The sequence below is a fragment of the Tenuifilum sp. 4138str genome, from assembly GCF_041102575.1.
GTDB classification, from domain to species: Bacteria; Bacteroidota; Bacteroidia; order Bacteroidales; family Tenuifilaceae; genus Tenuifilum; species Tenuifilum osseticum.
In genome coordinates this window covers 20,360-31,387 of sequence record NZ_JBGCUE010000002.1, presented here as the reverse complement: position 1 = coordinate 31,387, position 11,028 = coordinate 20,360, and the positions used below count along the sequence as shown (strand labels likewise).

General features: G+C 41.0%; 9 protein-coding genes. All 9 read left to right on the top strand.

The features are described from left to right. Positions 1-12 precede the first annotated feature (12 nt). The 9 genes from AB6811_RS01970 (at position 13) to AB6811_RS01930 (ending at position 11,010) form a co-directional block, all read left to right on the top strand. On the top strand, positions 13-732 hold the full coding sequence (locus tag AB6811_RS01970; RefSeq protein ID WP_369488535.1) for a type III pantothenate kinase: 720 nt from the start codon (positions 13-15) through the stop codon (positions 730-732). Continuing rightward, complete coding sequence (bamG, locus tag AB6811_RS01965) at positions 725-2,026, top strand: BamG family beta-barrel-assembly machinery protein (RefSeq protein ID WP_369488534.1); 1,302 nt, start codon at positions 725-727, stop codon at positions 2,024-2,026. The genes AB6811_RS01970 and bamG overlap by 8 nt, the downstream gene beginning before the upstream one ends. A 29-nt stretch (positions 2,027-2,055) precedes the next feature. Further along, positions 2,056-3,393: a tetratricopeptide repeat protein gene (locus AB6811_RS01960; RefSeq protein WP_369488533.1), complete on the top strand. Its 1,338-nt coding sequence runs from the start codon at positions 2,056-2,058 to the stop codon at positions 3,391-3,393. A 2-nt stretch (positions 3,394-3,395) separates the two neighbouring features. Beyond that, complete coding sequence (lptC, locus tag AB6811_RS01955; protein WP_369488532.1) at positions 3,396-3,971, top strand: LPS export ABC transporter periplasmic protein LptC; 576 nt, start codon at positions 3,396-3,398, stop codon at positions 3,969-3,971. 89 nt (positions 3,972-4,060) lie between these two features. Continuing rightward, positions 4,061-4,252 carry an LPXTG cell wall anchor domain-containing protein gene (locus AB6811_RS01950; protein ID WP_369488531.1) on the top strand — a complete coding sequence of 64 codons (192 nt, stop codon included), beginning with the start codon at positions 4,061-4,063 and terminating at the stop codon, positions 4,250-4,252. Positions 4,253-4,255: 3 nt separating this feature from the next. Continuing rightward, the gene (locus tag AB6811_RS01945; protein ID WP_369488530.1) at positions 4,256-5,509 is read left to right on the top strand and encodes a hemolysin family protein; all 1,254 of its coding nucleotides are present in this window, start codon (positions 4,256-4,258) and stop codon (positions 5,507-5,509) included. 118 nt (positions 5,510-5,627) lie between these two features. Beyond that, complete coding sequence (locus tag AB6811_RS01940) at positions 5,628-7,727, top strand: peptidylprolyl isomerase (protein ID WP_369488529.1); 2,100 nt, start codon at positions 5,628-5,630, stop codon at positions 7,725-7,727. Positions 7,728-7,967: 240 nt separating this feature from the next. Continuing rightward, positions 7,968-9,641, top strand: a complete 1,674-nt coding sequence (locus AB6811_RS01935) for a hypothetical protein (RefSeq protein ID WP_369488528.1) — start codon at positions 7,968-7,970, stop codon at positions 9,639-9,641. Between the two features lie 22 nt (positions 9,642-9,663). Further along, positions 9,664-11,010 (top strand): DUF5723 family protein, encoded by a 1,347-nt coding sequence (locus tag AB6811_RS01930; RefSeq protein WP_369488527.1) that lies wholly within the window; start codon positions 9,664-9,666, stop codon positions 11,008-11,010. The last annotated feature ends 18 nt before the right edge of the window (positions 11,011-11,028 follow it).

The following is an 11,028-nucleotide window of genomic DNA, read 5'->3' as shown; positions in this document are numbered from 1 at the left end:
TTAAAGCAGATTATGAACCTAATTATTGATATAGGAAATACTTTAAGCAAGGTTGCCATAGCCGATGGAAAGGAAGTAAGATTTTTCCAGAGTTTTCATGAGCTTGATATTGACGATTTAATGCCAATCATTAATGATTTTAAGCCCGAGAAATGCATTGTTTCGGCTGTTGGTAAAATACCCGTAAACACCTTGGTATGGTTAAGGCAAAACTTGCCTGTACATATTGCCGGTGCAAATACTAATATCCCCCTAAAAAACGAATACTCTACCCCCGAAACCTTGGGTTTCGACAGGCTTGCGCTGGCGGTTGGCGCAAATTACCTTTTCCCGAACCAGAACGTTTTAGTAATTGATGCTGGAACAGCCATAACCTACGATTTGGTTACTGGTGAAGGGATATACAAGGGAGGCGCCATATCGCCTGGGTTGCGTTTACGATTTAAGGCACTTAACGACTATACTGCTAAGTTACCGTTAATTGAGCACTTTAAAATTGTTGATATTGTTGGAACATCAACGGTTGAATGTATTAGTTCCGGAGTAATTAATGGAACTGTTCTGGAAATTGAGGGTTATGTCGGAAAAATTAACTCAATTTATGAGGGTTGTGCTGTGGTTTTAACAGGTGGCGATGCAAATTTCTTGGCTAATATGTTAAAAAATAGCATATTTGTGAACCCATTTTTAATGGTAATAGGTTTAAACAGAATACTTGAATTCAATGTATAGAATAGCATTTCAACGTTTTTTGATTTTGGCAGGGCTGTTAAGCCTTTCAGAATTTGCAGGAGCACAGAACCTCAACACTTATTCGCCATACTCACGGTATGGTATTGGAGTTTTGAGTCAGCCAGGGTTTACCCAAAACCGTTCAATGGGAGGTGTATCACAACCCTATAGGAGCGAGACCGTTATTAATTTCAACAACCCTGCATCCTACGCCCAAAGGGATAGCATGTCGTTCCTGTTTGACTTTGGTTTAGAAACCAACACGAGCGGTTTTACAGGTTATGACCAGTATCTTAATCCACAAACATCGCGTAATAGTGCAGGTGGCATTCATCATATTGCTATATCGTTCCCTATAACCAAACGGATAGGATTTGCTGCGGGTTTAACGCCATACAGCTTTGTAGGGTACAGGTTACTCCGTTTCGAGACCGATCCCTACATCCTGAGTACCATTGGAAGGATAAAGTACTACCATACCGGCAGAGGAGGGATTAACCAAGCATTTGTTGGTATGGGGGTAAGTCCGGTTAAAAACTTAGCGGTTGGGTTTAACATGTTATACTATTTCGGTAGCCTTGATTATAATAACGACATAGAATTCCCTCTTAGCTACAATCCTTACACCAACGGGTATATTCGATCCAGCTTTCAGGTAAGCGATATCAACTTTAACTTTGGAGTACAGTATTCACTTGTTCTCGATAAGGAAAACAATACAAATATTACACTTGGGGGAACCTACCAGCTTGGGAAAAACATTAATATGACCCAGAAATGGTTTGCAACCCTTGAAAGCAACTTACTCGACACACTTTACCCTCATCCCGATAGGCAATCGAAACTTGAATTGCCCTGGAGCGTGAATGCTGGTTTAGCATTTACTTATAAGGATAAGCTAACTATTATGGGTGAATACTTTACTCAGGATTGGTCAAAAACCACCCCTTTCAATGTAAACACACCCATGGCAAAAATGGAATCGGTTCGATTTGGAGTTGAATTTACCCCAAACAGAATGGATTTAAAAAGCTATGCTAAGAAAGTGAGCTACCGGGCTGGGTTTTTCTCCAATAAATCGAACCTGATAGTGGGTGGAAAACAAATAAATGATTTTGGCATAACATTTGGAGCAGGTTTACCGTTAAAGGGAAAAACCAAGGTAAATGTCTCATTTGAGGTTGGAAAAAGGGGAACTGATGAAAACTACTTAATAAAAGAGACCTTTGGGGCATTGAATGTAAGCCTTACATTCTATGACTACCCCTGGTTCTTTAAACGGAAATACAACTAAAGTTTAATGTCCAAATAAAACCAGAAGCCATGAAGTTCAGAAGTTACATTAGGTTATTTGCAGGTGTTTTACTTGTTACTGTAAGCACTTCCGCTATTGCACAGTCGTACCTTGAGAATCCAAAGTATGGGCCCGATGAGGAAACCCGGAAAGAATGTGCTAAAAACCTATCGCTTTACGGGACATTCTACAAGCATAACAACTATAAGGATGCCTATAAACCTTGGCAGAATGTTATTAGGATTTGTCCCGCAGCCAGTATTAACACATACATTAGAGGAGTAAGGCTATTAAAAGCACGTTACGAGGAGGTTGCTGATCCTGCCCAGAAGAAGGCCTTAGTTGACTCACTGATGATGATTTACGACCTCCGAATTACCCATTTTAATAAAAAGGGTATGGTGCTTGGCCAGAAGGCTGAAGACCTATTTACCCTTGCGCCGGACCGTTACGAGGAGGCCTTTAACATTGCCAAGGAGGCTATTAGCATTGAAAAGGCTAATTCAAACCCATCAACACTCTTTGCATATGTTTCAATTGCAAAGGTTATGTACGATAACCAAAAGTTGACTGCCGATCAGGTAATTGAACTTTACTCACAGGTGAGCGACTATATTGATGCTCAGGCAACAGCCAACCCCAACGATGATAAAGCAAAACAGGCTAAGGATGGAATTGATGCTATTTTTGCAGGCATGGGTGTAGCTAACTGCGATAACATTATTGCTCTTTTTGAGCCCCGTTTTAAGGCAACTCCAGAGGATGTAAACCTTTGCAAAAAAATTCGCTCGCTGATGTCGGCAAATAGGTGCACTAGCCACCCACTATACTTAAATGCAAGCATACAAATTTTTAAGAGTGAACCAAATGCTGATTTAGCCCTTGATATTGCCAGGCTGCAGTACGAAGCAAAGAATGCACGGGAGGCAGAAAAGTACTACAATGAGGCAATTAACCTTGAGTCGGCTGTAGAAAAGAGAGCCAACATTTACTATGAACTCGCACTGCTCACTTTCACTGAACTTAAGAATTTGCCCAAAGCCAGAGAAATTGCATTAAAGGCCATTGAGGAAAATCCCAACATGGGTAAAGCATATAAGCTGATTGGCGATATTTATGCCAGCGAGCGCAACTGTGGTAGCAACGATTTTGAAAAGAAGACCGTTTACTGGGCTGCAGTGGATAAATACATTAAGGCAAAGCAGGTTGATCCTGAACTTACCGATGCGATGGATAACCTTATAAACACTTACAGCCAGTACTACCCCTCAAAAGAGGACATCTTCTTCTACGATTTAAAGGTTGGCGATTCATACACAGTAGGATGCTGGATTAATGAGCGTACAACTGTAAGGGATAGAAAGTAAAAATGATTAGGTTAAACAAAAAGGTATTAAAGAATATAGTAGTCCTCACCCTGGTGGGGGCTACTTCTTTATTTCTCGTTTCTTGTAAGGGTGATTCTGAGGCAATAGTTTACCTTTCCGATATCAAAACCACACCCGGTGTTACTGCCTATAATTCAGAGGTAGTTTACACTGAGGGGGGAAAAGTGGTTTTAAAAGTAATAGCCCCCGAAACGGTTTACTACCAGTTTGCCGATGAGCCCTACACCGAGTTTCCCAAAGGGATAACGGTTTACACTTACGATAATGAGTTAAAGCAGGAGTCGAGCCTTACCGCAAACTATGCCATTTACTACGAAAAGAAATTGCTTTGGCAGGCAAAGAACAACGTAGTGGCTAAAAACAGGAAGGGCGAACAGCTTTACACGGAAGAACTTTACTGGGATCAGAATAAACGCATCATTTATACTAACGTTAATGTTAAAATTAATAGCGTTAGTGGCATTATATATGGAAAGGGAATGATTGCCGATGAGAATTTTGATAACTGGGAAGTTAAAGAGCCCTACGATGGCGAGTTTGAGGTTGACCAGCAATAATTAAATCGTTTAAAGCATTTAAGGGTTGTATTGACATACAATCCTTTTTTTGTACCTTTACATATTGTAAACCATACATACTTTTTTACATGAATAAGTTGGCATTTATCCTAGAGTTAATCTGGCTTGCCCTTGCTCTATTTTGCTTGGGTATGGGAATTTGGGCTACCTACAAAACTGGATTTAGCAACAGCTACATGTTTTTTGTAATGGCTTTAGTTGCTTTACTTATGTATTTTTTGCGACGAAGCAGGCGAAAGAAAATGGAGAACCAACAGTAAAAGATGGGAACACAGTTACTGGTAATAGCGGTTGCTATTTTGTTTTCGGCTTTCTTTTCGGGTGTTGAGATAGCTTTTCTATCATCAAATAAGTTACGCTTTGAGCTGGAACGGAAGCATGGCCGTTTAACCTCTCGAATTCTCGATATCTTTTACCGGAACAAGGAGCAGTTTATTGCCACCATGCTGGTAGGCAACAACATCACCCTCGTAATTTATGGTATTGTAACGGCAAATGTTTTAACGCCACTACTTGGACCGTTAAATCAGTTTCCCATGTTGCTTTTGCTTACCCAAACGCTTATTGCAACATTGGTAATATTACTAACAGGTGAGTTCCTTCCAAAATCAATATTTCGTCAGTACGCCAATGCCTTACTGAATTTTTTTGCAATACCTCTATTTATTTTTTACGTACTGTTCTATCCGGTTAGTAAATTTGTTTCCTGGCTTTCGTACTGGATCATTCGTTTGGCTTTTAGGATGAAAATAAATAGTGTGGAGGAACAACGAATTTTCAGTAAGGTTGACCTAGACCATCTTGTGGAACAGGCCACCTCAGCTGACGATAGTGGCGATGAGCAGGAACTGAAATACTTTCAAAAAGCACTCGATTTTTCTGAGGTACGGATTCGCGATTGCATGATTCCCCGTACTGATATTGAAGCAATTGACATAGACGATTCCGTAGAGCAGCTTAAAAAGCTATTTGCTGAAACTATGTATTCACGTATCCCGGTATATCGCGGCTCAATCGACAACATCATTGGTTATGCCAACTCAAAATCGCTTTTCCTAAAACCCAACTCCATAAAGGAGTGTATTATTGATGTCGATTTCTTCCCTGAAACCATGAAGGCCAATGAGTTGCTCACTCACTTCATTAAGGCCCATAAAAGTATGGCTATTGTGGTAGATGAGTTTGGAGGAACCTCGGGTTTGGTTACCATTGAGGATATCATTGAAGAAATTTTTGGTGAAATTGACGATGAGCACGATTTAAACGAGCTAGTTGAGAAAAAACTTTCAGATAAGGAATACATTCTCTCAGGACGGGTTGAGGTGTCGCACGTCAATGAGGTTTATGGGCTTAGTATTCCTGAATCGGACGAGTATGAGACTATAGCCGGATTCATTCTTCATCACTACCAGAGTTTACCAAAACCTGGCGATTCGTTAAAAATCCAAAACTTTGACTTTAAAATTCTAAGGGTGAATAAAACGCGAATCGACCTGGTTCGGTTGGTTATTGACTAGGCTACTACTGGTTTTTAACGGTTGTTAAAAAATTATCAAGCAGTTAAACTGCTTATTGTTGAAAATTACTATATTCGTGGCTCGAAAAATATTATTGTACCTTAAAATATACTTGTAGATGGCAACACTTGAAAGAATTAGAAACCGTGCAGGCGTATTGGTTTCTGTAGTAATTGGATTGGCTCTTTTTGCCTTTATACTTGGCGATTTTATTACATCGGGAGGAGTGTTCTTTAATCGCTCACAAATGGAAATTGCCGAGATAGCTGGCAGTTCCATATCCTACGAGGAGTATCAGGCTAGGGTTAGCGAAAATGAGAATTTACAGAAGCTTTTCTCGCAACAATCATCGCTGAACGAGCAGCAAATGCTTCAAATTCGTGAACAGGTATGGCAGGATTTGCTTAGGGCTAATATTCTCCAACCCGAATATAAGCGTTTAGGGCTAGATATTCATGAGGACGAACTTTTTGATATGGTCCAAGGGCGGAATATACACCCATTTATCAGGCAACAGTTTGGCGATCCTCAAACCGGCGAGGTAAACAAAGCGTTTCTTACAAACTTTCTACAGAATTTGGATAGAGACCCAAGGGCTAAAGCCTACTGGTTATTCATTGAGAATGAAATTCAGAAAGACCGCTTGTTCAACAAGTACCTAACTCTGGTTCGTAAGGGTTTAGGTGTTACCTCACTACAAACCAAACGAGCTGTTAACGACCGAACCAGCAAGGTTAACTTTGACTATGCTGTTGCTTCGTACCAGTCAATTTCTGATTCGTTGGTTAATGTTTCCAATAGCGATATAAAGGCATACTACAAATCGCACCAGAACGAATACAAGCAAACAGCATCGCGCGATATTGAGTACGTTGTGTTCCCCATTCTTCCATCGGAAGCCGATGTGAACGATGCTGAGGCATGGATCCAAAAGGCTTTGCCCGATTTTATTGGCGCTTCCGATCCCGCTCAGTATGTTACCCTAAACTCTGACTCAAAGTTCGATTCCAAGTACTACAAGGCCTCGGAATTGCCTGAAAATGTTCGTGCTTGGGCATTCGCTAGCGCTGTTGGAAGTTTACTGAATATCTATCGCGATGGAGATAGTTTCAAGGCCTCGAGGTTGGTTGATGTTAAAATGATGCCCGATAGCGTAAAGGCTCGCCACATACTTATAGGTTTGAGAAGTCAATCTGCTGAGGAGCGTGAACAGGCTAAGGCTAAAGCCGACAGTATTATGAACGTATTAAAACGTGGAGGTAATTGGGATCAGCTAGCAGCTAAATTTTCCGACGATCCCGGATCAAAGGACAAGGGCGGTGATTTAGGCTGGTTCCCAAGCGGCATGATGGTTCCCGAGTTCGATAATGCATCGTTTAGCAGCAAAAAGGGTGAGATTAAGGTTGTTGAAACCCAGTTAGGTTTCCATGTACTTCAGGTTGTTGATAGGGGCAAGGAGGAAAAGAAAGTACAAATTGCCACCCTTGAACGCAAAATTGTTCCTAGCTCTTATACAACATCGCAGGTTTACAATAAAGCTGCAGCCTTTGCAGGGAATAACCGTGATTACGAGAAATTTGCAGCTGCTGCTGATCAGAACAAGTATACCCGTCGCGTAGCAAACAATCTATTGCAGAACGACAGGAGTATTGCTGGGTTAGAGCAACCCCGGGAGTTAATACGTTGGGCTTTTCGCGCCAAGAAAGGCGATGTTTCAGACGTAATGCAGTTTGGCGACAATTATGTTGTGGCTGCCCTCGCAGCTGTCCGCGAAGAGGGTATTGCTCCGCTCAAGCAGGTTGCAGCCGATGTTAAAGTTCGTGTTATTCGCGAAAAGAAGGCCGACCTCCTGATGGAAAAGGTTAAGAAAGCCATGAGCGGCAAAACCGATATATATGCTGTAGCTCAGGCTATAGGCGCAAATGTTGAAAAAGCTGAGAATGTTACGTTCAGCTCATTAACTCTACCTTATGCTGGTATTGAACCTGCAGTAATTGGTGTTGCTTCAGTGTCTTCTGAAGGGAAACTTGCAGGGCCGATTAAGGGTAATAATGGAGTATTTGTGCTTACTGTTACCTCATCGGTTAAGGAGGAGGGCGATGCCAATGCCGAAAAGTTTAGGATTGCAAACATGTATCAATCCCGTTCATACTATGAGGTATTTGAGGCCTTAAAGAACAATGCTGGCGTAATTGACAAAAGGTACAATTTCTACTAAAATCTTTATTATAGTTGCAAACGGGAGGGGGATTTTATCCCCCTCTTTTTTTATTGGGTAAAACAATATGCTTTTATCGCTCACTATACGCTATACCTCGTTAAGCATGATGAATTAATTCAAAGTCTAACAGTATTATGGATTAGTTAAGAATAGTTTGACTCGTATTAGTATTATTCGTAACTTGAGCAGTCTTTTAAAGAGGAATTATTAACATTGATTGAAGTAAAAAAGGGGAATATGAAAACTAGTAAATTACTATTAAAATCACTGTTTATTGTTGGTTTGACTGGACTGGAAGGGTGTTACGATTTTTCGCAGTTCGATAACATCAAGGTTGAACCCATTTCACCTAAAATGGTTGTCCCGGTGGTTAAATCAACCATTTCGTTCAACGATATTGTTGAGCGAGAGGATGCTAATACAATAATATTTACCAAACCTGGCGATACCAGGTTTTTTATAGCATTCAGGGATACTATGGATTTGTTTAACGCAGCCGATAGGTATTCGTTTCCGGATTTCAACTTTACCAAGCAGTATCAGCTTGATGCAGGTGAAGTGCCAGGTGTTCCTGTGCCTGCAGGAGAAATATGGGGGCCATTTAAAAAGAAATACACTGAAACATACAATAGCATTGCTGGGGCTGAAGTAAAGTTAGTAAAGCTATCGGCCGGAAATATAAACATGGTAATAACCAATAACTTCCAGAACAGCATTAGCGCAATGATCCGGTTCCCTTCCATACGCGACCAATTAGGGGACACTTTAGCTTTTGCCATGAATACTACTCTTCCCGGCCAGACATACATCAACAACCAAGATATTAAGGATTACTCATTAGATCTTACCAGTGGTTCCCTATATAATACCCTTACAGTGGAGGTTGAATTGACCATTCATTCGTTGGGTAATCCTATTACTGTATCAGATGATGCTAACATCCAGGTTTCCCTTACAGGATTAGATTTTGATTACTTACAGGGTAAGCTAAATGAGACATTTCCCTTGAACGACATCAACCTTACCCTCGATGCTTTTAGCTCGTCGATTGACGCCGACTTTTTCCTTTCCGAACCAAAACTTACCATGACCTTTGAGAATTTATTTGGTATTCCTCTTGCATTCAGCACTGTTAACTTTGATGCCACAAACACTAACACCAGTCAACAGGTTAGCCTTGTAAATGAGGGAGTACCACCAACTGGGTCGTTGCTTCTAGCTCAGCCCAATAGTATTAAGTATTTAACCTCACTAACCCAACAGCAGCCTGAGGTTGACTCAAAATACGTTGACCATAACAATTCAAATCTCGAAGATTTTCTGGCCATTGCACCAAATGAGATACTAATCAGTCCAACGGTAACCGTGGGTGATGCCACTACCAATCACGACTACTTTGTTCGCAAAACTTCAACCCTAAGAATGATAAACGAGATTGAATTTCCCCTTGCTGGATGGGTTGATAATTTACAGATTAGTGATACCGTGGAAGTGGAACTACCCGATTTGGAAGAGGATTTAAAGCTTGTAAACGATGATGCTCTTAAAATAAGGTTGAAGTTTAAGTTTATCAATAGCATTCCTTTTAACATTTACATTCAGGGATACTTTTTGGACGATGCTAACACATTACTAACCCAGCTTTACGACGAGGCTTCAGAGCTGATGCTGGTTAAAAGTTCAGAAGTAAATCTCACAACAGGCAAAACATCAGCTCCTACAACTAATTGGGCATTCATTGATATCAACAAAAGCAAGTACGATCAAATGAAGAATGCAACCAAATTGGTTATACAGGCCCGAATGCAAACCGGGGGAAACACACACCAAAACGTAGTTGTGGAATCAACCAATACCCTTGAAACGATGTTTAGCGTTGAGCTCGAAGGTAATGTGGATTTAAATAACTAGTATTCTGAAATTTATGACTCCGATGAAACGATATATTTTTTTCACATTCATTCTATTTACCTCACTGCTGGCAAAAGCCCAGCCCGAGGTAACGCTGCCATACATGCGTAATGTGTTTCAGGCATCTTTTGTAAATCCCACCACAATGCCTGAGCATACCTTTAGCATGGGATTTAGCGTGTTTGGTCAAGCCATAAGCAATGGTTTTCAGCCAAAGAGTTTCCTGAACTATCGGAACGATACGATGTACGTTAACCTTAATAGCCTATTGGGCGATATGAACGATAAGAATTTAATCTATGTTGGGGAAAACGTTGATATCTTTCATATACGTGTTAAAGGAAAATCGTCCTTTACCTGGTTTGCCATGCGCCAGAACGCAACTGCAACACTCCAGTACCCACGTGAACTTTTTAGCTTAGCCATTGAGGGGAATAAGCAGTTTGTTGGCTCAACCTTGGATTTATCGAACCTAAAAACTGACATATCGGTTTATAACGAGTACACAGTAGGGTACCTTAAGGACTTGCCTGGTTGGACTTTTGCCGGAAGGATTAGCTTGTTGCAGGGATTGGCAAACATCAACTTTAACCCTAAGAGTCTGAAAATTGATATTGATACTGCTATGTATGCCCACACGGCTGCAGCCGATGGCCAGTTGCGCACATCGGGAATTCCCAAAGATGCCGAAGGCGATATTAGTTTCGATAATGTTGATGGGACTTGGGTAACCAATAAACTCTCAGGCTTTGCAAACAAAGGGTTTTCCATTAACGGTGGGGCTACCTACAAATACGATGAAAAAATGAAACTCTCATTCTCGTTTTACGACATTGGTTTCATAAAGTGGAAGAACGAGGTGGAAACATACACCCTAAAGGGTCAAACAAAATTTGAGGGCTTAGATATACTAGGCGATTTCCTAAGAGGAAACGAGGTGAATGTTGACTCGCTGCTGCAAAAGATGGAAGATGATTTTACCCGCGATACCATTGCTGTTTCCTACACTACCTGGCTTAACCCTAAGTTCAACTTCTCAGCAACTTACGATATAACCCGAAGAACTACCCTTGGGCTTACATTTGCTGCCTTTTACAATAAAAGACTTTACCCTTCAATCACGCTAGGATTCTCACAGGGGATTGGACGGTTTTTCCAGCTAGTAGGTACAGCATCAATTTACCAAAGATCCATGCCCAATTTGGGTGTAGGTCTTGTAATAAAACCAGGGCCTTTGCAGATATTTGTTGTAGCCGATAATCTGTACCCGGCAATTGACCCGCTGGCATTCACCAACGCCAATGTTAGGGTTGGAATCAATTTTGTATTTGGCAGGGTTAACCCGCCTCAAGGGTTGCCTTACCGCTAAATTCCCAAATACCGATTA